The 22,946-nt window shown below is 61.7% G+C and carries 27 protein-coding genes and 1 other RNA gene; 16 read left to right on the forward strand and 12 right to left on the reverse strand.

The genetic code is table 11. The features are described from left to right. Nucleotides 1-379: 379 nt before the first annotated feature. A complete protein-coding gene (locus tag G489_RS20640) occupies nt 380-1,201 on the reverse strand; it encodes a DUF2306 domain-containing protein (protein WP_051332654.1) in 822 nt (273 codons plus the stop codon). Between the two features lie 32 nt (nt 1,202-1,233). Beyond that, nucleotides 1,234-2,094 carry an LOG family protein gene (locus tag G489_RS0113685; protein WP_029042003.1) on the reverse strand — a complete coding sequence of 287 codons (861 nt, stop codon included), beginning with the start codon at nt 2,092-2,094 and terminating at the stop codon, nt 1,234-1,236. A 162-nt stretch (nt 2,095-2,256) separates the two neighbouring features. Between G489_RS0113685 and dapD the strand changes: the two genes are divergently transcribed. Beyond that, nucleotides 2,257-3,102, forward strand: a complete 846-nt coding sequence (dapD, locus tag G489_RS0113690; RefSeq protein WP_029042004.1) for a 2,3,4,5-tetrahydropyridine-2,6-dicarboxylate N-succinyltransferase — start codon at nt 2,257-2,259, stop codon at nt 3,100-3,102. A gap of 27 nt (nt 3,103-3,129) precedes the next feature. Here the strand turns inward: dapD and G489_RS0113695 are convergent, their stop codons facing one another. Continuing rightward, nucleotides 3,130-4,488: a hypothetical protein gene (locus G489_RS0113695; RefSeq protein WP_029042005.1), complete on the reverse strand. Its 1,359-nt coding sequence runs from the start codon at nt 4,486-4,488 to the stop codon at nt 3,130-3,132. 193 nt (nt 4,489-4,681) lie between these two features. On the opposite strand from G489_RS0113695, the gene G489_RS0113700 reads away from it, so the two are divergent. The 9 genes from G489_RS0113700 to G489_RS0113740 all read left to right on the forward strand — a co-directional run bounded on the left by G489_RS0113700 (nt 4,682) and on the right by G489_RS0113740 (nt 10,634). Continuing rightward, nucleotides 4,682-5,041 carry an ArsR/SmtB family transcription factor gene (locus G489_RS0113700; RefSeq protein ID WP_051332718.1) on the forward strand — a complete coding sequence of 120 codons (360 nt, stop codon included), beginning with the start codon at nt 4,682-4,684 and terminating at the stop codon, nt 5,039-5,041. Next, nucleotides 5,034-5,489: an SRPBCC domain-containing protein gene (locus tag G489_RS20645; protein WP_051332655.1), complete on the forward strand. Its 456-nt coding sequence runs from the start codon at nt 5,034-5,036 to the stop codon at nt 5,487-5,489. Before G489_RS0113700 ends, G489_RS20645 begins: the two co-directional genes overlap by 8 nt. Continuing rightward, entirely contained in the window at nt 5,486-5,899 is a 414-nt protein-coding gene (locus G489_RS0113710; RefSeq protein WP_029042007.1) for a DUF1761 domain-containing protein, read from the forward strand. Before G489_RS20645 ends, G489_RS0113710 begins: the two co-directional genes overlap by 4 nt. Nucleotides 5,900-6,006: 107 nt before the next feature. Beyond that, nucleotides 6,007-6,540 carry a DUF805 domain-containing protein gene (locus G489_RS0113715; protein ID WP_029042008.1) on the forward strand — a complete coding sequence of 178 codons (534 nt, stop codon included), beginning with the start codon at nt 6,007-6,009 and terminating at the stop codon, nt 6,538-6,540. 198 nt (nt 6,541-6,738) lie between these two features. Continuing rightward, entirely contained in the window at nt 6,739-7,248 is a 510-nt protein-coding gene (locus G489_RS0113720) for a DUF805 domain-containing protein (RefSeq protein ID WP_029042009.1), read from the forward strand. A 183-nt stretch (nt 7,249-7,431) separates the two neighbouring features. Further along, on the forward strand, nt 7,432-8,010 hold the full coding sequence (locus G489_RS0113725; RefSeq protein ID WP_029042010.1) for a DUF805 domain-containing protein: 579 nt from the start codon (nt 7,432-7,434) through the stop codon (nt 8,008-8,010). 98 nt (nt 8,011-8,108) lie between these two features. After that, the gene (gene dapE, locus G489_RS20650) at nt 8,109-9,284 is read left to right on the forward strand and encodes a succinyl-diaminopimelate desuccinylase (protein ID WP_035872805.1); all 1,176 of its coding nucleotides are present in this window, start codon (nt 8,109-8,111) and stop codon (nt 9,282-9,284) included. Continuing rightward, complete coding sequence (locus G489_RS0113735; protein WP_029042011.1) at nt 9,281-9,868, forward strand: hypothetical protein; 588 nt, start codon at nt 9,281-9,283, stop codon at nt 9,866-9,868. The genes dapE and G489_RS0113735 overlap by 4 nt, the downstream gene beginning before the upstream one ends. A 193-nt stretch (nt 9,869-10,061) precedes the next feature. Then, nucleotides 10,062-10,634, forward strand: coding sequence for a hypothetical protein (locus G489_RS0113740; protein ID WP_029042012.1), 573 nt, complete (start codon nt 10,062-10,064; stop codon nt 10,632-10,634). Between the two features lie 4 nt (nt 10,635-10,638). Here the strand turns inward: G489_RS0113740 and truA are convergent, their stop codons facing one another. Then, on the reverse strand, nt 10,639-11,379 hold the full coding sequence (truA, locus tag G489_RS0113745; protein WP_029042013.1) for a tRNA pseudouridine(38-40) synthase TruA: 741 nt from the start codon (nt 11,377-11,379) through the stop codon (nt 10,639-10,641). Nucleotides 11,380-11,414: 35 nt separating this feature from the next. On the opposite strand from truA, the gene G489_RS0113750 reads away from it, so the two are divergent. Continuing rightward, entirely contained in the window at nt 11,415-11,648 is a 234-nt protein-coding gene (locus tag G489_RS0113750) for a hypothetical protein (RefSeq protein WP_029042014.1), read from the forward strand. Then, nucleotides 11,648-13,165, forward strand: a complete 1,518-nt coding sequence (locus G489_RS0113755) for a glycosyltransferase family 39 protein (protein WP_029042015.1) — start codon at nt 11,648-11,650, stop codon at nt 13,163-13,165. The genes G489_RS0113750 and G489_RS0113755 overlap by 1 nt, the downstream gene beginning before the upstream one ends. Nucleotides 13,166-13,171: 6 nt before the next feature. Here G489_RS0113755 and fmt read toward each other — a convergent pair whose 3' ends face one another. Together fmt and def are read right to left on the reverse strand one after the other, a co-directional pair. Further along, on the reverse strand, nt 13,172-14,101 hold the full coding sequence (gene fmt / locus G489_RS0113760; protein ID WP_029042016.1) for a methionyl-tRNA formyltransferase: 930 nt from the start codon (nt 14,099-14,101) through the stop codon (nt 13,172-13,174). Between the two features lie 26 nt (nt 14,102-14,127). Beyond that, on the reverse strand, nt 14,128-14,643 hold the full coding sequence (gene def, locus G489_RS0113765; protein WP_029042017.1) for a peptide deformylase: 516 nt from the start codon (nt 14,641-14,643) through the stop codon (nt 14,128-14,130). Between the two features lie 111 nt (nt 14,644-14,754). On the opposite strand from def, the gene G489_RS20655 reads away from it, so the two are divergent. From G489_RS20655 to G489_RS20660, 4 genes are all read left to right on the forward strand, one after another. After that, nucleotides 14,755-16,152 carry a DNA recombination protein RmuC gene (locus G489_RS20655; protein ID WP_162142437.1) on the forward strand — a complete coding sequence of 466 codons (1,398 nt, stop codon included), beginning with the start codon at nt 14,755-14,757 and terminating at the stop codon, nt 16,150-16,152. Nucleotides 16,153-16,273: 121 nt separating this feature from the next. Continuing rightward, on the forward strand, nt 16,274-16,585 hold the full coding sequence (locus tag G489_RS0113775; RefSeq protein ID WP_029042018.1) for a hypothetical protein: 312 nt from the start codon (nt 16,274-16,276) through the stop codon (nt 16,583-16,585). Between the two features lie 242 nt (nt 16,586-16,827). After that, nucleotides 16,828-17,724 (forward strand): dienelactone hydrolase family protein, encoded by an 897-nt coding sequence (locus G489_RS0113780; protein WP_029042019.1) that lies wholly within the window; start codon nt 16,828-16,830, stop codon nt 17,722-17,724. Nucleotides 17,725-17,795: 71 nt separating this feature from the next. Then, the gene (locus G489_RS20660; RefSeq protein WP_051332657.1) at nt 17,796-18,089 is read left to right on the forward strand and encodes a putative quinol monooxygenase; all 294 of its coding nucleotides are present in this window, start codon (nt 17,796-17,798) and stop codon (nt 18,087-18,089) included. A 169-nt stretch (nt 18,090-18,258) separates the two neighbouring features. Here G489_RS20660 and G489_RS0113790 read toward each other — a convergent pair whose 3' ends face one another. From G489_RS0113790 to G489_RS0113810, 6 genes are all read right to left on the reverse strand, one after another. Further along, the gene (locus G489_RS0113790) at nt 18,259-18,828 is read right to left on the reverse strand and encodes a class I SAM-dependent methyltransferase (RefSeq protein WP_029042020.1); all 570 of its coding nucleotides are present in this window, start codon (nt 18,826-18,828) and stop codon (nt 18,259-18,261) included. A gap of 53 nt (nt 18,829-18,881) precedes the next feature. After that, nucleotides 18,882-19,505 carry a recombination mediator RecR gene (gene recR / locus G489_RS0113795; RefSeq protein WP_029042021.1) on the reverse strand — a complete coding sequence of 208 codons (624 nt, stop codon included), beginning with the start codon at nt 19,503-19,505 and terminating at the stop codon, nt 18,882-18,884. Nucleotides 19,506-19,515: 10 nt separating this feature from the next. Further along, nucleotides 19,516-19,839 carry a YbaB/EbfC family nucleoid-associated protein gene (locus G489_RS0113800; protein ID WP_029042022.1) on the reverse strand — a complete coding sequence of 108 codons (324 nt, stop codon included), beginning with the start codon at nt 19,837-19,839 and terminating at the stop codon, nt 19,516-19,518. Continuing rightward, a complete protein-coding gene (locus tag G489_RS0113805; protein ID WP_029042023.1) occupies nt 19,839-21,605 on the reverse strand; it encodes a DNA polymerase III subunit gamma/tau in 1,767 nt (588 codons plus the stop codon). The genes G489_RS0113800 and G489_RS0113805 overlap by 1 nt, the downstream gene beginning before the upstream one ends. A 77-nt stretch (nt 21,606-21,682) precedes the next feature. Next, nucleotides 21,683-21,781, reverse strand: an RNA gene (ffs, locus tag G489_RS22300) — signal recognition particle sRNA small type. Between the two features lie 101 nt (nt 21,782-21,882). Further along, entirely contained in the window at nt 21,883-22,881 is a 999-nt protein-coding gene (locus G489_RS0113810) for an NAD(P)-dependent alcohol dehydrogenase (protein WP_029042024.1), read from the reverse strand. Nucleotides 22,882-22,946: the final 65 nt, after the last annotated feature.

Raw genomic sequence — 22,946 nt, forward strand, 5'->3', positions numbered from 1 at the left:
GTACTCTCGAAAGAGAGCGGGGATTGACCCCAGCCCGTTGACGCAGTCCAAGCCCAAAACCCCGGATGAGTGGGACGCGGTGCGCCTCGCTTTTACTAGTTTCGGATGAGACGTTCCGCGTCCCACTCCCGCTCTGTCGCAAACCTCGGAGGCAAAAGCCTGCCGGGCCTGCTGCGGTGGAAGGCTGCACCTCCTTGTGCTGTCCCGGCCGGCCCGCCGGCGCGAGGCAGAGAATGATCCGGGACCTCCATGCCAAATGCGAACAGGCCCCGGATCAGCCCACCGGCGCGAGGTAAAAAGCGTCCGGGGCGGCCCGGGAGGATGCACCCCCGAGCCCTCACCCTGAGCTTGTCGAAGGGCGAGGGCCTGAGGCGAACGCCTAAGCGGCCAGCGTGTCCTTCCGTGCGGACGCCACCCGGTCAGGCAGCGCGCCCGGATTGGGGCGGGCGCGGATGATGAGTTCGGCGATCACGATATTGATCGTCCAGCAGCCCCAGGCAGCAATCAGGTAGCCCTGGGCGAAGGAAAGACCCGCAAGCCCGCTGATCGGCAGGATGAGCCTCAGGGTGATGGCGGCTGCGGTCAGGGCATAGGAGCGGATCATCCAGCGCCGGTGGCGGGCGAAGTCCCGGTTCCGGGCGAAGCGATAGGCATTGTAAGTGGCGGCGAACCACAAGACCGCGAGAATGGCGAAACCGGAGCCTACCAGCGGGCCCATGGTGGTGGTGAAGGCGATGCCGAGGCCTGAAGCCGCGCCGAGCAGGCAGAGCAGCACGTAAAGCCGCCCCGACCAGCGGTGCCAGGCCGTTCGCCGTGTCGCCGGCAGGAACTGGAAGACGCCGAGCAGCAGAGCAAAGGGCGAAACGGTTGTGTGCAGGAAGAACAGGAGCGGATTGCCCAGGAGGTTGGCCCTCAGCTCTTCTGCCAGAACGCCCGGATCGAATGTCAGGAAGCGCATGGAAACAAGGGAAATTGCAACCGCCAGAAAGGCGAGCGCGAAATAGCCAATTCGATTGAGAACCAGGGTCCCCTCCACGTGCCGTTCGGATATGTCCGGGTCGGAAATATGCCAGCCGAGTGGCAGGGCACCCTGCCCCGCCATCAATGCGGAATATGTGAGCGTGCGCCAAAAGTCGCGCAAGCGCGAAAAACCATGGTCACGCGCATTTTCACGCTTGCCCGAGGCGGCCGCGCTTCCCATTTGCGGGAGTTGCTCCGGTGAAGGGGGACGCTTTACGCCTCGAAATCATTGTCGCTGATCGCCGGCAGGCCATAGAAATTCTGCACGACTTCCCAGCCCTGCTTGGCGCTGTCGACGATGGTGAAAAGATCCGGATCGGAAGGCGAGATGGTGCCTTCTTCCGCCAGCGCTTCGAGATTGATGACCCGCTCCCAGAACTGCCTGCCGAACAGAAGCACCGGCACCGCTTCCATGCGACCGGTCTGGATGAGCGTCAGGGTTTCGAAGAATTCGTCGAGCGTGCCGAACCCGCCAGGGAAGATGGCCACGACCTTCGCCCTGAGGAGAAAATGGATCTTGCGGGTCGCGAAATAATGGAAGTTGAAGCACAGCTCGGGGTCGACATAGCGGTTGGGCGCCTGCTCGTGCGGCAGAACGATATTGAGCCCGATGGACGGTGCGCCATATTCGGATGCGCCGCGATTGCCGGCCTCCATGACACCCGGCCCGCCGCCGGTGACCACGATGAATTCCTTGTATTCAAGCGCTTCGGCGGTGCGCGAGGCGTAGCGCGCGAACAGCCGCGCCTCGTCATAATATTTGGAATTGCGCTCGAGGTTCTTCTTGGCGATCGGGGTCAGGGCCGCCCAGGCTTCCTCACCCGGCGCGGGGATGCGCGCGCCGCCGAACAGCACCACCGTCGAATTGATGCCGCGTTCCCTCAGCCACATTTCGGGCTTGAGATATTCGAGCTGGAACCTGACGCCGCGCAAATCCTGCGAGGTCATGAATTCCTCGTCGGTGAAAGCCAGACGATAGGCGGCGGCTTCGGTCTGCGCGGTGCGCGGCACGTGCCGGGTGGTCTCGATGTCCTCGACCGAGCTTCTGAGCGATGTGTGCCGGCGTTTCACCATTTGGCGGTCTCCTTTGCGCGGGATGCCTTTCCCTGCATCATGGCAGCGACAAGTTAAAGTCAAATGCGCGATATCCCCGATCAGTGCTGCAATGTTGACAGGGGGGGCGGGCCCGGTAATGTCGCGCGCAATCCAGCCCAATGCCTATTTTCGGAGCAGACCATGAGCCATGCCAACCTCGCCCAGGCGATCGACACCGCCTTTGACAATCGCGAGAGCGTGACCCCCGCCACCACCGGCGACGTGCGCGACGCCGTCAATGAAGCGCTGGCGCTTCTCGACAGCGGCCAGGCCCGTGTTGCCGAAAAGGCCGCCGACGGGAACTGGACGGTCAATCAGTGGCTCAAAAAGGCCGTGCTTCTCTCCTTCCGCCTCAACGATATGGAAGTGATCGAAGGCGGCCCCGGCGGCGCGGTGTGGTGGGACAAGGTGCCCTCGAAGTTTGTCGGCTGGAACGAAGCCAATTTCCGCGAGGCCGGTTTCCGGGCCGTTCCGGGCGCCATCGTCCGGCACTCGGCCTTTATCGGCCGCGGCGCCGTGCTGATGCCGAGCTTTGTCAATCTTGGGGCCTATGTCGATGAATCAGCGATGATCGACACCTGGGCGACCGTCGGCTCATGCGCCCAGATCGGCAAGAATGTACATCTGTCCGGCGGGGCGGGGATCGGCGGCGTGCTCGAGCCGCTGCAGGCCGGGCCGGTGATCATCGAGGATCACTGCTTCATCGGCGCGCGCGCGGAAGTCGCCGAGGGCGTGATCGTGCGCGAAGGCTCGGTCCTGTCGATGGGGGTCTATCTCGGCGCCTCGACCAAGATCGTCAATCGCGAGACCGGCGAGACTTTCCGGGGCGAAGTGCCGCCCTATTCGGTGGTGGTGCCCGGCTCCATGCCCGGCAAGCCGCTGCCCGACGGCATGCCCGGCCCTTCGCTTTATTGCGCTGTGATCGTCAAGCAGGTCGACGAACGCACCCGTTCAAAGACCTCGATCAACGAATTGCTGCGGGACTGAAGGAGAGCCCTTGGAATACCGTTGCGGTCAGAAACGATCTACCCAAAAGCCATCTGTATTCCGGGACTCGGTCTCTCCACTAGGTTCTGCTTCGTCCCGACTGGACTTCAATGGTCGGGGCGGAGAGGCCTGCCAAGCCCTGAGGTGCTGGCCGGCCATGTCGTAAAAATCTGGAACCACACACTCCAAGTCTTCAATAAAGGTCCTTCTGCCCGAGAACCTTTTCCCCAGTGTTTCAATCATCAAAACCTCAAATGAATGAGGCGCAGCCTGAGAATTGTCGACCTGGAGCGCATCGGGTCGATCTCGCAAGACGTTCAGGAATTCTTGGGTGGGGGAGGTACGCCCCGGCCAGTGGGCTCTGACAACCAGCCGGGGGTCATCGTCTTTGAGCATCCGCAATAACCAGTTAACGCGTGCCTTGGTTGACTTCCGGTCAGTTGGTGCCTTCAGCCGCATGCCGACTGAGACAGATCGGCGAGCAATGTCTGCAATTATTTCGAGGTCCGCTGCGCCATCCGGAATTCGCAAAACACTCTCCAAGACAAAGTCTTCAACTAGGCGTGACGCTCCATTTCTCAGCCTGGCGGAGGGGTCATCCTTGAACTTCCTTTCGACAACCGTCTCGATTTCCCGACCAACGTGTCTCGCCAGTTGAAGACAGAGATCTCTCTCCTCCTCAAACCAGGCAGCCACGCCTTCTTCGACTTCGGGCGATGTCTTCTTAAGGTTGCCTTGGTGCGCAACAGCTCGGACAAGGTCGCTCCAATCCTTGTTCATCTGAGTGAACCGCTCAACGCCGGTGCCACTATGGCGCAACAACCTGATGAACTCTGACAATAGATACTTCTGCTCGTTATCCTCGATCCGCTCTTGATGGGCCATAATTTCGCTTTGAGTGAGAATGGACACCCAAGACCAATGATAGAGATTGCAGCGCCGAAGAAGGGACTTCGGCACTTCGACCGGAGATTGTTCTGCGGTCCTCACGAACTCGTTGGAGATCGTAATAACCGCATCGATCCCGTTAAGTTTTGCCAGTTCGAGGTATCGCTCAACCTGCCCCGCATCAATTTGAGCTTTTCCGATTTTCGCCTCTATCAAGGCACTCCAACTGGATTTTCCGTTTGAAATGACCAGCAAACCATCTGGTCGCTCCTTTATGCTTCCTCGCTGTTTGAAAACGACCTCGGTGAAGGTGGCAATTTGGGCCCTTTTTCCAGCATTCTGTCCCACCGACCCAAGCATGGCCTTGGCCAACGGTCTGACTTGGGTGAGCAAGGCCAGAAATATGGATGCCATGCGCATTTCACGGCTGGTGTCGGCTAAAACGGGAAACAGACGAGCCGTTTCACCGCGTTCGAGCATCTCTGGTAGTTCGGCCATCGCTTCTCCCCTAATCCCATTGCAATGCTAGACAACACCCAAGAACCTGGTCATCCGGATTTTCCGAATCCTATGCCTTTCAAACCAGCTTACCAAAGCCTGCAATTCCCGTCTCAACTGCATCATTGACTCGCGCACCCGATTATGTAACTTCTGGATTACCGTAATTCTCATGTTACCAATGGAATCGCCATTGCCCACCGCCGCCGCACACCGCCTCGCCCCTGCCGAGACAACGCTCGATGCGCTGGGCAACCCGGTGCGGCGGGAGATTCTTGGCATGCTGATGGATGAACCGCAGCCCGTCGGTGAGATCGCGGCGCGGTTCCCGATCAGCCGGCCGGCGATCTCCAAACACCTCAAGCTGCTCGAGCAAGCCGGGCTGGTCGCCCATGAGGCGCAGGGCACGCGGCGGGTCTACCGGCTCGAGGCGACCGGTTTCGAGGCGGCGCGCGTCTGGCTCGATACATTCTGGGCCGAAGCGCTCCACCGGTTTCGCCTTGTGGCCGAAAACACGGCACCAACAAAAGACGCCGGGAGCACCGATGACTGAGGCGCTGACCCGTTCAATCACCGTCGATTGCCCGCTCGAACACGCCTTTGATGTGTTTACCGGCAAGATCGATCTGTGGTGGCCGAAAGGGCATCGCCGGTTCGAGGCCTCGACACTGACGCTCGAGCCGCGTGCGGGCGGCCTCTTTCTCGAACGGGCGCATGACGGGCAGGAGGCGGTGCTGGGCACCGTGATCGATTGCGATCCCCCGCATGGGATCCGCTATTCGTGGAACCCGGGAAAGATCACCGAACCGACGGTGGTCGCGATCCGGTTCGAGCGAGTGGCCGAAGGCACACGGGTCGATGTCGAACACAGTGCGGCGGCCAATGCGGTCCCCGGCGAGTGGAGCCAGCGGGTCGCGTTATTCGAAAAGGGATGGGCCACCATCCTGCCCGCCTTCAGCGAATTTGCGGCACCATCTGACAAGGGAAGGTCAAACCCGTGAACATCGATTTTGCGTCTTTGAACTGGCTGGCGGTTCTCGTCAGCATCGTCGTCGGCCAGGCGTTTCTGACCGTCTGGTTCTTTGTGCTGTTCGGCGAGCCCTGGGCGCGGGCCTATGGCGCAGCGAGCAAACAGGAGCACACCAGCCAGGTTCCCGGCTACACCTATGGCATCGGGGTCGCCTGCATGGCGTTGCTCACCATCGGCCTGGCCGTCAGCCAACGAGCCTTCGGGGTTGCCGGCATCGCAGACGGCATCGTGTTCGGTCTGGTCTTCGCGGTATGTTTTGCCGTCGCGACCGCCCTGCCCGGCTATGCCTTTCTCAAGCGCTGGCAGGCAGGGGTTCTCGCCATTGGCAGCCAGAGCGTTCTGATCCTTGTTCTTTCTCTGATCCTTGCCCTCTGGCAGTGACTTGACGGTTATCCCCCGGTCTTGAAGGGATGCGCTGACGCGGAACCGGGAATCCGTTAATCTTCTTGGCGTGGCGCAACAGGCGCCATGCTGCGGAGGACGAATTAATGGATTTCAAATCACTCTACACATCCTATGACGGCCGGATCGGCCGGCAGAAATTCTGGATCGGGGTCATCATCCTGATCGTGGCGGCGATCATCGTCGGCGCCATCGTGAATGCGATCCTCGGGGTCAACATGTTCGGTTATCCCGAAATCGGCAGCACCGATCCGCAAGACTATGTGGATCTCATCATGGGGCTGGCACAGAAGGCGGCCTGGGCCAACATCATTACCTTCGTGATCTTCGTGGTGCCCTGGACTGCGTTGATGATCAAACGGGCTCATGACCGGGATTCGAGCGGCATGTTGGTCTGGGCGGCAGTCGGGATCTCGGCCATCACTCTTCTGATGCAGGCCTTCGGCCTTTATTACACCATGATGGATATGGGTGGCGGCATGGTCATCCCCGCTCCGAATGTGGTGGGCTGGGTGCTGGGCCTCGTGTCCTTCATCATCGGCGTCTACCTGCTGATCGTGCTCGGCTTCCTCAAGGGAACCCAGGGCCCCAACAGCTATGGCGAAGACCCGCTGGCCTGAGCCCCGCACCCCTCCTTGGAATAGCATTCCGTCTGCAAGTCGAAATGCCGCCTTCACTGGCGGCATTTCTTGTTTCACCGCGATCAAACAATCCTCACCTTTGCGCGATGCGCTATTCTTCAAGCTGACGTGAGAACGTCCCCGGGCTAGTCTTTGTTGCTGCTGAACGCACAGAAGTTTATCGGTTGAGATCGCAAAATGTCACCGCTATCGCTTTACACATCCTATGGCGGGCGCATCGGACGCCGCACTTGGTGGATTTACACGCTGGTGCTGGGTGTCGCCGTCGTCATCGTCGCTGTCGTACTGGCGCTGACCATCGCCAATAATGACCCGGCAACCACATTCATCGAGCCGGACGCTGCGATCGCCTATGCGCTGAGGCATGTTTGGGTGAACGTGATCGTGTTCGTGTTGTTCCTGGTGCCGTGGACGGCGCTCGCGGTCAAACGCCGGCACGACCGGAGTGCCAATGGCTTACTGGTCTGGATCGCGGCGGGGCTGACCGCAATCTTTCTGGGCATGCAGGTTACGGGCCTGTTCTACACCACAACCTCACTTGGCGATGGTTTCGTCGCCGTGCCAACGCTTGCGGGCAGCATCGTCTCGGGTGCCGTGGTGGTCGCCGACTTCGTCTTGCTGGTCGTTCTGGGTTTTCTCAGAGGCGATCCCGGCCCCAATATGCATGGTGCAGACCCGCTAGGCTGACCGTTTCAACTGACGAACATTGCAAAGCTCAAAGGCCGACTTGCATAAACCCCTAATCCATTTGCACTACATATATATTTCAACATTCGGTCGTTTACTTGCAATTTTCCTTTTCAACACACCAAAGCGAAAGACTTCCCCCTTATTCCCGACGACAACATCTGCAGATCGGGAGAAACGGGAATGCGCTCCATCATCTATTGGCTGACATCGTTCGAGGGACGGATCAGCCGAAAGGAATTCTGGCTGGCCAGCTTGACGCTGGGACTGCTCGGCTTTGTCTACGCAATTGCGGTATATGCGGGGGTAGTCTTCGTGGTCGGCAGCGCCGGCATTCCCGACGCACCGGCAAACATGCGCGGGATCATGCCATTGTCCGACATTCCTCAGGCTCTTGCGGTTCTGGAGTGGAGTGGCTGGATCGAGTTCATCATCGCGGCACCCTTGCTTGTGCCTCATGCAGCGATCATGATCAAACGGGCCCAGGACCGGGACTCCTGGGGGCCGCTGATCTGGACAGCACTCAGCGTTACTGGCCTTGTCCTGATCGCCAAGCCATTGGGCCTTCACTACAGCTATGTCGAGATCGCACCGGGCCAGGCCATGGTTTCAGTCGGGATGGTCGGCATCGCGCTCCAGATCATCTCCGGTTTGATCTTCCTTGTGCTGCTCATCCCGCTCGGCTTTCTGCGCGGCACCGACGGTCCCAACATCTACGGCCCCGATCCGCTGACCGGCGAGGACATCAAGTTCGCCTACTAGGGCCAACTCACTCCCTCGGGCGAGTTGCATACCGGCGCGCTTCCGCGTATCGCCTTTCCTCCAAAGACAGACTGCAATGGCGATACGGGGAGCAGGGCATGGCACAGAAACAGGGCAATCAGGGCGAGGTGGCTGTTTCCCTGCTGAAAGATCTGATCCGTTGCCCCACGGTAACGCCGGATGCGGGCAGCGCGCTCGATGTGACCCAGCGCTTCCTCGAGGGTCTCGGTTTCACCTGCACAAGGCTGACATTCGAGGGTGACGGCTCCTATCCGGTCGACAATCTGTTTGCGACGCGCGGCTCTGGCGGCAAGCACCTCTTGTTCTGCGGCCATGTCGATGTGGTCCCGCCGGGCGACGAAGGCGCATGGACCCATCCACCCTTCTCCGCCGAGGAAGCCGACGGCACTATCTGGGGGCGCGGGGCAGTCGACATGAAATCGGGCGTCGCGGCATTCTGCGCAGCGTTGGCCGATATCCCCGAAGGCGCAGGCACAATCTCGCTGGCCATCACTGGCGACGAGGAGGCTGACGGCATCAATGGCGTCAAGAAGCTGATGCAATGGGCCGATACCCAGGGCCATCGCTTCGATTTCTGTCTGGTGGGCGAACCGTCAAGCGTGGCCGAGATGGGCGACATGATGAAGATCGGACGCCGCGGCTCGCTGAGCGCCATCGTCACCGTGACGGGCGTGCAGGGTCACGTTGCCTATCCCGACCGGGCCCGCAATCCGCTGCCGCTGTTGGCGCGCATCGCCGATGCCCTCGATGCAGCCGAACTCGATCAGGGGACCACGCATTTCCCGCCGACCAATCTCGAACTCGTCTCCATCGATACGGGCAACACCGCTTCTAACATCATCCCCGCCTCGGGAACCCTGCAGTTCAATATCCGGTTCAACGACACCTGGACGCCGGACAGCCTTGCCGAATGGATCAGGGCCGAGATCGCCGCGGTGCCGGCAGATGAATGCGAAGTTTCCATCACGATCAAGCCGGGCACCTCGCCGGTATTCCTGAGCGCCGACGCGCCGGCAATCGACATGCTGGCCAACGCCGTCACACGTGGTACGGGGCGCGAGCCGGTGCGCTCGACCACCGGCGGCACTTCGGACGGGCGCTATATCGCGCCCTATTGCCCGGTTGCCGAGTTCGGACTTGTCGGCGCCACCATGCACAAGGTGGATGAACGGGTGCCTGTTGCCGAGGTCGTGACCCTCACCGGCATCTACACCGACTTCACCCGGACGTTTCTCTCGGATGAGCGCGCATGACGCTTCTTGAAGAGGCGCTGCTGGCAGCCCGGGGCTGGCTGGCCGTCTGGCGCCGTGATTCGCAGGCGCGGGCGTTTTTCGGTGACGGGCAACGAGCCCTTGTCACCTCGCTGATCGCGGTCGTGGTGCTGCATGCGGTGACCGTCACCCTGGCAATGGCCGCCGGCGAGCCCGATGCCACTTTGCGCGCCTATACCGATGTCGCGCAGTTCGCCGGAGTCGTTGGCGGGCTCTACCTCTACATCCGTGCCATGGGCCGGGAACCGGATTTCCTCCAATACCTGACGGCCAGCAACTGGCTTTCGGTGTTCCTGGTTCCGGTGAATCTGGGGTTGGTCGCGCTTCTGGTTCACGGCAGCGCCGCCCCGCCAGCCAACGCCGGGATGGCGGATCTGCTGGTACCCCTTGTCAGCCTGACCGTCGTGCTCCTGATCACCATCGCGCTGATCCTCATTCAATTCCGCGCCACGCGCCTGTTTCTCGATTTCGGTGTGCTCAAAACCATCGGCTTGCTGCTTGCCGGGCTGATCGGCGGCGTGGTGGGCGCGATCCCTTACTGGCTGCTGGCCGGGCCGGTGGCTTAGGCTGCCACTGCTTTGACTTTGCACCCAACAATTCGATCCATGCTTTTCACACCGATCTTACGGGCGGTAGACTTCAACAGTAGCGTGTGGGGGATGGGCGCCAACCCATTGTCAACTCTGCCGCAGCCGAAGTGGTTGATCTCGCCGCCGAAAATGCCCACCTTGTCCCCATTCTAGGTGTATTGTGCGGCGAATGACCTTTTCAGAAGAAATCCAGTCTGCCTTGCGCGGCTGGTGGGCGGTCCTCCGAAACGACCGATCCGCTCCGGACCAGTTCGATCTTTCCCTTCGGGGCTTCGTGACCTCCCTGATCCCGGTGGTCGCGCTGATGGTGTTCGTGCAGCCGCTCAATCTCGGCGAAACCGCCGAGGGCGTGTTTATCGTGCCCGCCTATGCGCTCGTCATCCTGCAGGCCTATCTCTATGCGGCCCGGGTGATCGGGGTTTACGCATTCCTGCGGCTGGTCAAGCGCGAACGGGCGCTGGTGCCGCTCCTCACCGTTTGGAACTGGAACGATGTGATCGTGACCGCGGCCGCGCTGGTCCTCACCCTTGTGGGGCTCAACGGCATGTTCTTCATCGTGGTCGTGTATTCGGTGCTGCTGTTCTATTTCGTGCGTTCGAGCCAGATGATCGCAGGGCTCGACGTGCCGATGATCCTGGGCATGGGGATTGCGATGTTCGCCGCAATGATGATCGCCATGATGCCCTTCGCCCCGTTCATCGCCGAGCACATGGCCGCGCTCGGAAACATGCAGACGCAATAGGCGCTCAGGGGTAATCGACGCGGATGAGATATAGGCCGTCGGGCGGGGCAACCGTACCGCAACGGGTCCTGTCGGCGGCGTCAAGCGCTGCGCGCATCTCCGCAATCGGCCATTTGCCCTCGCCGACCAGCTTGAGCGAACCGGCAAGCGAACGCACCTGGTTGTGCAAAAAGCTCTGGGCCGAGGCGCGGATCACCACCATTTCCCCTTCCCGCGAAACATCGAGCCGGTCGAGGGTCTTGATCGGGGATTTCGCCTGGCACTGGGCGGCGCGGAAGGTGGTGAAGTCGTGCTTGCCGAGGATGGTCTGCGCCGCCTCATGCATGGCGCCGGCATCGAGCGGTTGAGGCACCTGCCATACCCGGTTGGCCTCAAGCGCGGGGCGGGCGCGACGATTGAGGATCAGGAATTCATAATGCCGGGCGGTGGCAGAAAATCGGGCCTCGAAGGTTTCTTCGACCTGCTGGCAATCGATGATGATCACCGGATCGGGCTTGAGGTGGTGATTGATCGCTTCGGCGACGCGAAACGGGTCCCACTCGCGGGTGAGATCGATATGGGCGACCTGGCCACGCGCATGCACGCCCGCATCGGTGCGACCCGCCGCCTGGCTCGTCACGTCCTCGCCCGAAAAGCCGAGCACCGCCTCCTCGAGCGCCTGCTGGACGCTGGGCCCGTGCGCCTGGCGCTGCCAGCCCATGAAGGGCGTCCCGTCATATTCGATGGTCAGCTTGTAGCGGGGCATGTAGTTTTCTGTTCGACTCACGGAGGGGAACGGGAATGGCACTCATTCGAAAATTCGAGCCGCTCTCATTGCAGAGAAACAGCCTTCATGACGAGATTGAAGCGCGATATGCGATTTTGGAGCAAGATGGCAAGGCATTGGTGCAAATAAACACCGTCGGACGGAAGACCCGCGAAATGCCCGGTAAAACCAGTCAGTCACTGCAGCTAGATCGGCAGAGTGGGAAGCAACTCTACGACATCCTGAAAAAGGCGTTTCAATTCGACTGATGCCTTCTGGAATCACCTCAGATTACGTCTCGCCCCTCTGGGCCCGGCCTTTCTTCATCATCATCGTCGTTGCGGCGGTTACCGCCTTCAAGATCTGGCTGGCCGGCGCGACCAATCTGGTTGCCGATGAAGCTTATTACGCCATGTGGGCCGAGTATCTTCAGCCCGGCTATTTCGACCACCCGCCCATGGTGGCGCTGTTCATCGCCGGCGGACAGGCACTCGGCATGGAAGGCGAATTCGGGGTGCGGCTTTTTGCTGTCGGCGCGGGGGCGCTGGTGCCGCTCCTTCTCTATCGCATGGCGGTGGCGCTGTTTGCCGACGCGCGGGTCGGGGCGCTGGCCGCCATATGGTCCCTGTTCACGCCATCCTCGGCGCTGGGACTGTTCCTCACTACGCCCGATGCGCCCTCGATCCTGTTCTGGACGCTCGCTCTGTGGGCGGTGGCCGAACTCGCCCAGTCACGGCATCCGCGCTGGTGGTATGCGGTGGGGCTGTTTGCCGGGCTCGGGGTTCTGTCGAAATACACCAACCTGTTTTTCGGTGCGGGCCTTGTCCTGTGGATCCTGATCCGCCCGGCTCGCTGGGGCTATCTAACCCAAAGGCAACTCTGGCTCGGCGGATTGCTGGCCGGGTTGGTGGTCGCTCCGCATCTCCTGTGGAGCGCGGCGAATGATTGGCCGAGCTTCACCCTGCAGTTCGGGCGGTCTGCCGACCTCATCGACGGCCAGGGGCCACCGGCCAATCTCGGCGAGTTCCTCGCCAGCCAGGTGTTGATCGTCGGCCCGTTCCTGTTCGTGCTCATCGTGCTTGGTTATGGCCTGCACCTGCTGCATCGCTGGCGGATGGATCGCGAGGGCACTTCCCTCCTCGTCTGGAGCAGCCTGCCGATCCTTGTCTATTTCCTGGTTCATGCCGCCGGGTCGCGTGCAGAAGCGAACTGGACGCAACCAGTCTGGCCAGCGCTCACCCTGCTCGGCGCATGGACGGCCGTCACCATAGCGGACAGCCGCGGTTTCCGCGCGCTCGGCCAGATCCTTATCGGTGGGCGCACCATCGCCGGCATCGCACTGGTGGGGTTGATCTATGCCCAGGCCAGCCTGCCGCAGGTTCGGGTGGCGGGGACCGACCGCACCGATGAATTGCATGGCTGGGAGGCAGCTGCCGCGCGGATCGATGAGCTGGCGGAAAGTCAGAATGCAAGCTGGATCGGGGTCAGTGGCAGCTATGGGCTGACCGGTCTTGTGCGATTCTACGTCGGCGGGGGTGAGGGCCGGCTGGTCCTGCCGGTCGATGACGGCGCGCGCTATGGCTTCCTGCCCAAGCTGGACCTGCCAGGCGGACCGGCCCTTTTGGTGGTCGATGCCGATGCTGACCGGGCGCCGCAGCTCCCGGCTTCACTCGCCAACCGCGCGCGGTTGATCGAAATTGTCAGCCGCGACTGGGGCGGAGAGCCCCGCGATTTCTATGCGGTGTTCCGAGTGGAAGACGGGGCCTTGGCCCCGGCGCGGCGATGAAGCTGGTCAGGACACGACTTTGGCGATCCTGAGCCCGCGGGCGAACTCACTGGCCTGCATCGGTTTCGAACCCGCGCGCTGAAGTTCGGTGATGCGCACTGCGCCCTCCCCGCAGCAAACAGTGACACCCTCGGCGTCGATGACCGCGCCGGGTTCGCCATTGCCATCGACCGTGACGGCGCGCAGCGCCTTGATGCGCTGGGGTTTGCCCCCCTTGTCCCCTTCCGCCTCGAACCAGGCGCCGGGAAAGGGCGAGAGACCGTTGATATGCGCCCGGACCGCGTCTGCAGGCTGCGCAAAATCGATTCGGGTCTCGGTCTTGTCGATCTTTTTGGCGTAGGTTGCGCCATCCTCAACCTGCGCGGTGAAACTCAACCCGCCACGCTCCAGGGCGGCAAGGGCCCGCCCCATCATGTCCGCGCCGAGCACCATCAACTGATCATGGAGTTCACCGGCCGTCATTTCCGGTGTGATGGAGACGCGTTCGATCAGCCCTACAGGCCCGGTATCGAGCCCCTTTTCCATTCTCATGACCATGATGCCGGTTTCGGTGTCTCCGGCCATGATCGCCCGCTGGATCGGCGCGGCGCCGCGCCAGCGCGGCAATAACGACGCGTGCAGGTTCAAGCAGCCATATTCGGGGGCGTTGAGCACGGCTTCAGGCAACAAAAGCCCGTAAGCGACAACCACCGCCACATCAGCATCGAGCGCGGCGAAGGCCTCGCGGTCCTGTTCCGCCTTGAAATTGTCGGGGGTGCGCACCTCGATGCCGAAGCCTTCGGCGGCCTCGTGCACCGGCGATTTTCGTTCGCCCTGCCCGCGACCCGCCGGGCGCGGCGGCTGGGTGTAAACCGCACACACGTCATGGCCGCGCGCCACCAATTCGGTCAGCGTCGGCACGGAAAATTCCGGCGTGCCCATGAAGATGATGCGCATATCGACTTTCGGCTTTCGCCGGCGCGCTAGCTGGCGCGCTTGGCGAGCTTGTTGAATTTCTTGATGACGCGGTCGCGTTTCAGCCGCGAGATATGATCGATGTAAAGCACGCCGTTGAGATGGTCGATCTCGTGCTGGACGCAGATTGCCAGCCGGTCGGTACAATGCCGGGTGACGGTTTCACCGTTCTCGTCGGTGAATTTGACGGTCACCTCGGCCGCGCGCTCGACATCGTAGTAGATCTCGGGAATCGACAGGCACCCCTCCTCGGACACAACGCGATCCTCGGATTCCTCGACAATCTCGGGATTGATGAGCGCGATCGGGCCGGTCTGCGGGTCGTCCTCGCGCTGGATATCGATCACGACGATGCGTTCGAGCACACCGATCTGGGGTGCCGCCAACCCGATGCCAGGGGCGTCATACATGGTGTCGAACATGTCCTTGATGAGGGTCCTGGTGTCCTCATCGATCGTCTCCACCGGCTTGGCGACTTCTTTCAGTCGCGGATCGGGGATGACGAGTATTTCGCGTAGGCTCATCGTGTCCATCCTTTGCGATTGTGCAATATGGGCATTCAACCGGTTTGGTCAACCGCTCAAACCCCGGCGCAAGCGCGGCGAATCGGCTAGTTTCACGCGATGGATTACGAAGTGTTCGTTTTGGGCGGGACCCCGGTCACCGTCGCTCATCTCACCATTGCCGGGGTGGCGCTGGCGCTCGTGCTGTTGGCGGCGATCATCGTCATCATCACGCGCAGTTCGCGCCAGCGTACCGAAGAGGCCGCGCAGGCGGCCACCGATGCGCTGCGCACAAGTTTCAATCAGCAGATCGCGGAACGCGATACGCGGCTGAGAGAAGCCGCCGAACGGCTCGACGACCAGTTCACCCGCATCACCCAGTTGGAAGCGGCCAAGGCCACGCTCGAAACCCGCCTGGTCGAACAGGCCCGGCACAACGAATCCGCCGAAAAGCGCAACCAGCAGGCGCTGGAAGAGATGTCCGAGCGCTTCAAGGCGATCTCGGGCGAAATCCTCACCCAGCACGGGGAGACCTTTTCTCGCCAGAACCGCGAACAGGTCGATCTGCTGCTCAAGCCGTTGCGCGAGAAAATCACCCAGTTCCATGAGGGCCTGTTGAAAGACCGTGCGGCGCTTGGGGCAGAGATCAAGTCGCTTACCGAACGCACACTGCAAATATCGTCCGATGCAAACAACCTCACCCGGGCCCTCAAGGGCAGCGCCCAGACCCAGGGCGCCTGGGGCGAAATGATCCTTTCGACCATTCTCGAACGGTCCGGCCTGCGCGAAGGCGAACAATACCGCATTCAGCAGTCCCATACGGCGGAAGGTGGCGGTCGACTGAGGACCGATGTCGAAATCCTGATGCCGAACGACGATGTGCTGATCATCGATTCCAAGGTCTCGCTGACCGCGTTCGAGACCTTTACCAATGCCAGCGAAGACCATGACCGGCAGGCCAGCCTCAAGGCGCATATCGATTCGATCCGCACCCATATCCGCACCCTTTCGGACAAAGAATATCAGCGCCACACGGGCTCTGGGCTCGACTATGTGGTGATGTTCGTGCCCATCGAGGCGGCGCTTGGCGCTGCGGTGGGGGCAGATCGTGATCTTATCGAATTCGGTATCACCCGCGGCGTGATGCTGACGACGCCGACCACGCTCATGACCATATTGCGCACGGTGCGCAATCTCTGGGATGTGGAGAAGCGGCACCAGAATGCCGAGGAAATCGCCAACCGGGCCGGCAAGCTCTATGACAAGGTCGAGGGCTTCCTGACCAATATGGACAAGATCGAAAAGGGCCTCGAAAGCGCCATGAAAGGCTACTCGGATGCCCGCAGCCAGCTTGCCGAGGGGCCGGGCAATGTCCTCAGACAGGTCGAGATGCTGCGAGAGCTGGGCGCCAAGACCAACAAGCAATTGCCGCCCAAATGGTCCGTGGAACCGGATTCGCCGGCCGAGGACCAGACGCGTCGAATCGACCCGCCCGCCTCCGATAAAACTGAGCGCGAAGACATCGGGTGAGCGACCAGTCAATCATCGTTGTTCAACGATGTGAAACAGCGCGATCCTATATTTCGCCCTTCAGAACGAAACCGGAAGCGCCATCTATGCGTAGTATGGTTAGGTTGCATTGGAGGTCGCGATGGCTCAGCGCGCATATCCCGGCACGAATCCGGCACGCCAGCATGGCGGGTCCGCCGATCCGGACGCCCTGATCAGGCCGATCCGGCAGGCAGAAGTACGTGACCTGCTCTACAATACCGACCGGCCGTTTTCGGAGCGATTTGAAGCTCTTATGTCGTTGCGCACAGAACTGAACGCCGCTGTGAATGGCGATGGCGACGGTGAAATCACTCAGAAACTGGGCGAAATCGATGTTGCCTTGGCGCTGATGGAGCGGACCCGAGGGGTGATGATGCCGCCGGGTGCGGAACCGCGTCGACCGCGCCAGTGATTGCGCATTCACTTCAGGATTGACGCGCACAATTTTTCCACGCGCTTCCCAATTTTTCCACGCGCTTCCATTGTATCGCCCTCACCGAGCCCCATCTTGGTCATACTCGATGGCTAGTGTCCGACACGTCCGGCACAGTCGAACGCCGGCCAGTTATTGATTGAAACGGGCGACGCAAGACTCGCGCGTTTGTGCATTTCGTTTTACTTTCCTGCGTTCCTCGTCATGGGGGGAGACATTTCATGACGGACCAATCGAATACTGAGAATTCACCGCGCATCACTCAGGAGATGATAGCGCTTTACGACGATTACACGCATCTCTCGCTGGATCGGCGCAAGTTCATGAACCAGCTTGCAAGGCTTGCAGGGTCGGCCACCGCGGCCACCACCGCTGCAGCAATGATGGCGGCGGATGCGCAGGCCGAATCCATGGTATCGCACGCCGATCCGCGGCTGGAGACGGACACGATCCGTTGGGGCGTGCCAGGCGGCGACATGCAGGGATATTGGGCCCGGCCGGTCGACGCTCAGGGTCCTCTGCCTTCAGTGATTGTGGTGCACGAAAACCGGGGCCTCAACGAACACATCAGGGATGTGGCGCGCCGCGTGGCGCTTGAAGGCTTCAACGCGCTGGCGCCCGATTTCCTGTCACTTCAGGGTGGCACACCCGATGATGAACTCGCCGCCCGCGGCATGTTCCGCGATCTCGATCCGCATCAGACAACCAAATCCGGCGTGGCGACGGTGATGTTTCTCAAGGACCATCGGCTCGGCAATGGCAAGGTCGGTGCCATGGGGTTTTGTTGGGGTGGCGGCACGGTCAATCAGATCGCGGTGAATGCCGAAGGTCTTGATGCCGGGGTTGCCTATTACGGTGCCCAACCCGCTGTTTCCGATGTGCCGAATATCAAGGCGCGGATGCTTTTGCATTATGCGGGGCTCGACGGGCGTATCAATGCGGGAATCGAACCGTTCCGGCAGGCGCTCGATGCCGCCGGTGTCGACTACGCCCTGCATGTTTATGAGGGCGTCAATCACGCCTTCAACAATGACACGTCGGAGGCGCGCTATGACCCGGAGGCGGCCGATCTCGCCTTCATGCGCACCATCGACTTTTTCAACGAATCGCTGCGCTAGCAGCCTACAACCGGCAGGGTCGCGCTCCGTGGGGGCGGCGCGGCACTGCAAGCCCAGGAAAGGCCCCCACCATGACCATGATCGTTGCCGGCAAGCTGTTCGTGCCCCAGGGCCGCGAAGACGAGTATATCCAAGCGCATAAGGGGATGGTCGAGCGCGCGCTCTCGCAGCCGGGATGCCTTGAATTCTTCCTCTCCAAAGACCCTGTCGTGCGCGGGCGGATCAATCTGTTCGAGCACTGGCAGAGCCCGGCCGATTTCCATGCCTGGAAGGCGGAGACCCAGCCACCGCAGGTCGATATCGACATTCTCGATGCCGAGGTCGCCCATCAGGTGATCGAAGATCCGAGGGTTGCGGCGGACTAGGTGCGTCGGGGTTGGAGGGCGGTTGCACGCTTGTCAGAACGTGCCGGCACACTCTCCCCGGTCATTGCCCGACTTGTTCGGGCAATCCAAGTTGGACCACCCGGACAAGCCGGGTGGTGACGACGGTGTGTGAGATTCGATCGCAAGACGGCATTCGGATTGGCGCGGACTACGCGGCGCGCTTGCGAGCCAGCAGCCAGATGGAATCATCTGCAGCCAGCTCCGAATAGCTCTGCATCTCGATGATCTCGAAATGCGGCTCGAAGACCTGCCTCAAGCCGTCCTCGGTCCAGTAGACCGAGGTCACGCCGTGATGGTTCTCGATCCCCTCACCGCGCCAGAAAGTATGAAACACATAACCCGGCGCGTTCAGAAGCGCCGGCTGGCGGGCGACCGATGCTTCAAGCTGATCGGGCAGCAAATGGATCAGCACCTTGTTGGTGAACAGGGCGTCGAAGTTCCGGTCGGTCTCAAGCGTCACCGCGTCGAGCTTCAAGAGGTCGGCGTCGGGATGGGTTTTGCGGTAGAAATCGAGGAAAGGCTGGGCGCCGTCGGATCCGGTGACCGTGTAGCGCTTCGACAGGATGTCGAGGTCGATGCCTGGCCCCATACCCAGTTCAAGAATGCTGGCCCCCTCTGGCAACACGGTCTCGAGGATCGGGATCAGGTCCCGCCCGTCATAGCCCTCGGCCATGCGGATATAGGCGCGGGCGTTCTTCTCGTCGTTGAAATAATCCAAGGCTGCTCTCCGTCATGAGGGAGACCGAAGATACCGGTGCAACGGTGGCTTGGCTAAGTGTTTTGGTCCCCGAAGCGGGTGCGGGCCTTGAGCGCCTGGGACAGCGTGCCCTCGTCGAGATAGTCGAGTTCGCCACCCACCGGCACGCCATGGGCGAGCCGCGTGACATTGACACCGAAAGGCGCCAGCCGGTCGGTGATGTAGTGGGCCGTGGTCTGGCCTTCGACAGTGGCGTTGACCGCCAGCACCACTTCCTTGACCTCACCGGTCTCGACCCGTTTCACGAGCGCATCGATCGAAAGGTCTTCGGGGCCGATGCCATCAAGCGGAGACAAAGTGCCGCCCAGCACGTGATAGAGCGCCATGCCGATGCCGGCACGCTCCATGGCCCAAAGGTCGGCTACGTCCTCGACCACGATCAGCAGCCCCTGCTCCTTGCGGCGCGGGTCGGCACAGATGCCGCAAGGCGAGACCGTGTCGACATTGCCGCAGATCTCGCAGGTCTTGACCGCATCGACCGCCCGCGCCAGGGCGGCGGCGAGCGGGGACATGAGGCTGTCTTTTTTCTTGATGAGGTGCAGCGTGGCGCGGCGCGCAGAACGGGGGCCGAGCCCGGGCAACCGGGCCAGCAATTGAATCAGCTGATCGATTTCCGGCCCGCCGGTGCGCGCACTCATGTGGCGTGACCTAGAACGGCAGCTTCATGCCCGGCGGGATGGGCAGGCCGGCTGTCAGCTCTCGCATCTTTTCCTCGGCCGCCTGCTCGCCCTTCTGGCGCGCGTCGGCGTGGGCGGCGACGATCAGGTCTTCAAGAACCTCGACATCGTCCTCCTTGAACATGGAGGAGTCGATCTTGACGCCGCGCATGTCACCCTTGGCGGTCAGGGTCACCGAGACCATGCCGCCGCCGGCGGTACCGGTGACCTCGGTGTTCGCCAGTTCGTCCTTCATCGCTTCCATTTTTTGCTGCATTTCCTGGAAGCGGCCCATCATGCCCATCAGGTCTTTCATCAGTCATCCTCTTGAAAATCGTCAAGGCCGGGGTCGGCCTCCGGCGGGTTGCCGGGATCCATCTCGTTTTCGGCTTCGGCGGATACCGCATAGGGGCGGATATCGACAAGCCGGGCGCCGGGAAACAGGTCGAAGACCTTTCTGACCACGGGGTCCTGCCGCGCCTCGTCAATCTCGGCCTGCCGTTTCGCCTCGTGCTGCTGTTTGATCGTGGTGATCGGCGCGCTGCTCGAGACCGATATCATCCAGGTGCGGCCGGTCCATTCCTTCAATCGGGCGGATAGTGCCTGAATGATGTTGGGGTCGGCATCCGGGGTCAGCGCCACCTCGATCCGGCCGGTCTCGAAGCTGACCGGGCTGACCTGGGCTTCCAGCGCATGCTGGAGAAGGATTTCGCGCTTATCGCGCGCCAATGCAACAAGGTCGGTGAAGCTCGATAGCTGAGGACCGGCCTGTGCTTGGGGGGCACTTGACGGCGCCGGCTGGCGCGCCAATGACGCACCACCGCGATAGCTCGCGGATGGCCCGGACGGCGCCTGTGCGTGCCCGGCCATGGCCGGCGTTGCGCCATGGGCCACTCCCTGCGCCGACCCATGCGGCTCGGCATTGAGCTTTTCGATCAGTTCATCGGGCGACGGCAGATCGCTGGCATGGGCGATGCGGATCAACACCATCTCGGCTGCCGCCAGCGGATCGGGCGCGGTCTGGACTTCCTGAAGCCCTTTGAGAAGCATTTGCCAGGCGCGGGAGAGAATGCGAATGCCCAGCTTCTTGGCGAATTCACCGCCGCGGTCGCGTTCATCGGGGGTGAGGCCCGGGTCCTCCGCAGCGCGGGGCACGACTTTCAGCCGGGTCACCAGATGGGTGATGTTGGCAAGGTCGGAAATCACGGTTACCGGGTCGGCGCCGGCGTCATATTGGGCGCGCAGCGCCTCGAGGGCTTTTTCGATTTCACCCTTCATCAGCGCCTCGAACATGTCGAGGCCGATGGCGCGGTCGGCGAGCCCGAGCATGGAACGCACGGCCTCTGCATCGATCTTGCCGCCGCCATGGGCGATCGCCTGATCGAGCAGGGAGAGCGCGTCGCGTACCGAGCCTTCGCCCGCGCGCACCACAAGGGAGAGCGCATCGGCCTCATAGCCGATACCTTCCTTCTCGAGGATACCGCCCAGATAGGTCGTCAGCGTATCCGCCGGCACCCGGCGCAGATCGAAGCGCTGGCAGCGGCTGAGGATGGTGACCGGCACCTTGCGGATTTCGGTGGTCGCGAAAATGAACTTCACATAGGGAGGCGGCTCTTCCAGCGTCTTCAGCAGGCCGTTGAAGGCGCTTTTGGACAGCATGTGCACTTCATCGATGATGAAGATCTTGTACGGCGCTGAAACCGGACCATAGCGAGTCGAATCGATGATCTCTCGGATATCGTCGATCCCGGTATGGGAGGCGGCGTCCATCTCGACCACATCGACATGCCGGCTTTCGATGATCGCCCGGCAATGCGTGCCTTCTTTTTCAAGGTCGAGGGTCGGATGCGGCCCGCTCTCATCGGCATAGTTGAGCGCGCGGGCGAGAATGCGGGCGGTCGTGGTCTTGCCGACCCCGCGCACGCCGGTGAGCATAAAGGCATGGGCAATGCGGTTGGCCTTGAAGGCGTTGGTGAGGGTCCTCACCATCGCGTCCTGGCCGATCAGGGTTGAGAAATCCTGTGGGCGATATTTGCGCGCCAGCACCAGATAGGAAGATGTGCCGGTCTCGTTCGCTGCCATTCGCTCTCGCCTGGTGATCCCGCCGCGCCGGGCATCGGGCCCGTTCCGCTCTTTACTCGAGCGATTGCGCCTTGCGTAAGGCGGGAGGCTGAACCGACCCGTGTCGAAACTCGTTAGGGCTGCTTCCTTCCGGACCTGACCCGGTTGGCGAGGAACACGTCCGGCCAACCTCCCTGGCCCCTATGTGAGCCATCGCGCCACGATATGCAAGGGGGCGGCGGCCCTGCACTGTCACTGCCCACAAGGGCCCGCGCCCGGGGGGCATTTCCGGGGTTGCTCATGCATCCGCTGCATCTGCCGACGGCGCAGGCATGTCGATCACCACGCTACCGGTCTTGTGCCGGGTTTCAACCCGGCGATAGGCGTCCACGATATCGGCCAACTGGTAGCGGCTGTCGATGATGGCGCGGATTGCGCCAGAAGCGGCAAGATCGCGAACCGCTTCGAGATCGGCCTGGCTGTCGCCATTGACCCGCAGCAGAAGTTTCTTGCCGCCAAAGACCGAAGTCCAAAGCGCGGCAAACGCGTCGGCAATGCCGAATTCGAGGGGCAGAAAGATGCCATCGGACTTGAGGATGCGCCTAACCGCACCGAATTTCAGCGTGCCGGCGGTATCGAATACCAGATCGAACTCCTTGCCGCCGCGGGTGACGTCCTGCTTGCGGTAGTCGATGACGTGATCAGCGCCGAGCGATTGCAGCAAATCGTGGTTTCGGGCGCTGGCGACCGCGGTGACTTCGGCACCGAAATGCTTCGCGATCTGCACCCCATAGACACCAACCCCACCCGAGGCTCCGCCAACCAGTACTTTCTGACCGGGTTGGACCGGCGCGAAATCGCGCAGGAAAACCAGGGCACACACCGCGCCGAACGGCAGGGCCGCAGCATCAGCGAAGTCGAGGTTCTCGGGCATGTGGGCGATCGCACCGGTTTCCGGCACAGCGATATATTCGGCATGGGCACCGAATTTCGGGCTCATTCCGAACACGCGATCGCCGGGCTTGAAGCGGCTGACATTGGCGCCAACAGAGTCAACCTGACCGGCGAACTCGGAGCCGAGCACCTTTCGGCGCGGCGCCAACGGGCCCGCCATCAGGCGCCCGGGCAGCCACAAGGCACCGGGGAAGGCAGAGGCGCGAAAGCGCCAGTCTGCGGTAGTGACGGTGCCGGCGGCGGATCTCACCAAAACCTCGCCCTCACCGATCTCCGGGCGGGGCATGTCGCGGATCTTTACGACATCCGCGGCGCCATAATTTTCATAATGAGCGGCCTTCATGAATAGGGATCCCTGTGCGGTTCAGCCATGCCTTTTGGGCCGAGTATGCCGCATCCGGGCGCAAC

The sequence above is a fragment of the Cucumibacter marinus DSM 18995 genome, from assembly GCF_000429865.1.
In the GTDB taxonomy this organism is placed as follows: Bacteria; Pseudomonadota; Alphaproteobacteria; order Rhizobiales; family Devosiaceae; genus Cucumibacter; species Cucumibacter marinus.

Bases quoted from the DNA above. Each gene is read 5' to 3' on its own strand.
- G489_RS0113725 (WP_029042010.1), top strand. From the start codon at position 7,432: ATGCGCTCCATCATCTATTGGCTGACATCGTTCGAGGGACGGATCAGC.
- recR (WP_029042021.1), bottom strand. From the start codon at position 19,505: ATGAGTGCGCGCACCGGCGGGCCGGAAATCGATCAGCTGATTCAATTG.
- G489_RS20660 (WP_051332657.1), top strand. From the start codon at position 17,796: ATGACCATGATCGTTGCCGGCAAGCTGTTCGTGCCCCAGGGCCGCGAA.
- G489_RS0113685 (WP_029042003.1), bottom strand. From the start codon at position 2,094: ATGGTGAAACGCCGGCACACATCGCTCAGAAGCTCGGTCGAGGACATC.
- fmt (WP_029042016.1), bottom strand. From the start codon at position 14,101: ATGCGCATCATCTTCATGGGCACGCCGGAATTTTCCGTGCCGACGCTG.
- G489_RS0113720 (WP_029042009.1), top strand. From the start codon at position 6,739: ATGTCACCGCTATCGCTTTACACATCCTATGGCGGGCGCATCGGACGC.
- truA (WP_029042013.1), bottom strand. From the start codon at position 11,379: ATGCCCCGCTACAAGCTGACCATCGAATATGACGGGACGCCCTTCATG.
- G489_RS0113695 (WP_029042005.1), bottom strand. From the start codon at position 4,488: ATGGCCGAACTACCAGAGATGCTCGAACGCGGTGAAACGGCTCGTCTG.
- G489_RS0113755 (WP_029042015.1), top strand. From the start codon at position 11,648: ATGCCTTCTGGAATCACCTCAGATTACGTCTCGCCCCTCTGGGCCCGG.
- G489_RS0113780 (WP_029042019.1), top strand. From the start codon at position 16,828: ATGACGGACCAATCGAATACTGAGAATTCACCGCGCATCACTCAGGAG.
- G489_RS20640 (WP_051332654.1), bottom strand. From the start codon at position 1,201: ATGGGAAGCGCGGCCGCCTCGGGCAAGCGTGAAAATGCGCGTGACCAT.
- G489_RS0113805 (WP_029042023.1), bottom strand. From the start codon at position 21,605: ATGGCAGCGAACGAGACCGGCACATCTTCCTATCTGGTGCTGGCGCGC.
- dapE (WP_035872805.1), top strand. From the start codon at position 8,109: ATGGCACAGAAACAGGGCAATCAGGGCGAGGTGGCTGTTTCCCTGCTG.
- G489_RS0113750 (WP_029042014.1), top strand. From the start codon at position 11,415: ATGGCACTCATTCGAAAATTCGAGCCGCTCTCATTGCAGAGAAACAGC.
- def (WP_029042017.1), bottom strand. From the start codon at position 14,643: ATGAGCCTACGCGAAATACTCGTCATCCCCGATCCGCGACTGAAAGAA.
- G489_RS0113740 (WP_029042012.1), top strand. From the start codon at position 10,062: ATGACCTTTTCAGAAGAAATCCAGTCTGCCTTGCGCGGCTGGTGGGCG.
- dapD (WP_029042004.1), top strand. From the start codon at position 2,257: ATGAGCCATGCCAACCTCGCCCAGGCGATCGACACCGCCTTTGACAAT.
- G489_RS0113735 (WP_029042011.1), top strand. From the start codon at position 9,281: ATGACGCTTCTTGAAGAGGCGCTGCTGGCAGCCCGGGGCTGGCTGGCC.
- G489_RS20645 (WP_051332655.1), top strand. From the start codon at position 5,034: ATGACTGAGGCGCTGACCCGTTCAATCACCGTCGATTGCCCGCTCGAA.
- G489_RS0113775 (WP_029042018.1), top strand. From the start codon at position 16,274: ATGGCTCAGCGCGCATATCCCGGCACGAATCCGGCACGCCAGCATGGC.
- G489_RS0113800 (WP_029042022.1), bottom strand. From the start codon at position 19,839: ATGAAAGACCTGATGGGCATGATGGGCCGCTTCCAGGAAATGCAGCAA.
- G489_RS0113810 (WP_029042024.1), bottom strand. From the start codon at position 22,881: ATGAAGGCCGCTCATTATGAAAATTATGGCGCCGCGGATGTCGTAAAG.
- G489_RS0113715 (WP_029042008.1), top strand. From the start codon at position 6,007: ATGGATTTCAAATCACTCTACACATCCTATGACGGCCGGATCGGCCGG.